Origin of the sequence: Extibacter muris, assembly GCF_004345005.1 — a bacterium.
Lineage (GTDB): Bacteria > Bacillota > Clostridia > Lachnospirales > Lachnospiraceae > Extibacter > Extibacter muris.
Genome location: NZ_SMMX01000074.1, coordinates 1 through 671, shown reverse-complemented (window position 1 = coordinate 671; position 671 = coordinate 1). Strand labels below are relative to the sequence as shown.

Below are 671 nucleotides of genomic sequence, written 5' to 3'. Positions count from 1 at the left end.
AAGGAAAGGAGAAAAAACGAAAAGAAGGAAGGAAGGGAAAAGAAGAGGAAGAGAAGGAGAAGGAGGAGAGGAAGGGAGAAAAGAGGAGGGAAGGGAAGAAAGAGAAAGAAGGAAAGAGAAGTTTGGGAGAGCGTTATACAAGGAAAGGGAGAGGAGGAAAGGGGAAAGGGGGGGGAGGGAGAAGGAGAGAGAGGGAGAGAAAGAGTCCATATTCTGCATACAAGAAGGGTCGCCGGAGAGGAAAAGAGAGAGAAGGAGGAGGAAAAAAGGAAAAAGAAAAGAAAAGGAAGAAGGGGAGAATAGAGGAGAAGGGAAGAGGGCATAAGACAGAAAAAAAAAGAAGAGAAGGGGGGAGAAAGGAGAGGAGGAAAGGAGTCTTCTATGTGCATAAAGCTAGGGTGAGGAGAAAAGAAGAAGAGAAGAAAAGGAAGAGGAGAGGGAGAAGTACGGAGAAGTCGCCACCGGAAGGGAAGGGAAAGGAGGGAAGAGGAGGGGAAGAAGAAGGAGAAAGAAAGAAAAAGAGAGGGAGGGAAAGGAGAGGAAAAAGCCAACAAATACTTACCAAGGAAGGGAGAAAGGAAGGGAAGAAGGGAAGAAAGGAGGAAGGAGAAAGAGAAGAGGAAGAGAAAAGAAAGGAAGACAGAAGAAGAGGGAAAAAGAGGAGAGGAAAG

General features: G+C 46.3%; 2 protein-coding genes. Both read left to right on the top strand.

Going from position 1 to position 671, the window contains the following annotated elements; genetic code table 11:
• Window positions 1–325, top strand: a 325-nt coding sequence (locus E1963_RS23680) for a hypothetical protein (protein ID WP_207669422.1), incomplete at its 5' end; no start/stop codon positions are given.
• A 58-nt stretch (window positions 326–383) separates the two neighbouring features.
• Window positions 384–671: hypothetical protein (locus E1963_RS23675; protein WP_207669421.1), on the top strand; the 288-nt coding region annotated here is incomplete at its 3' end.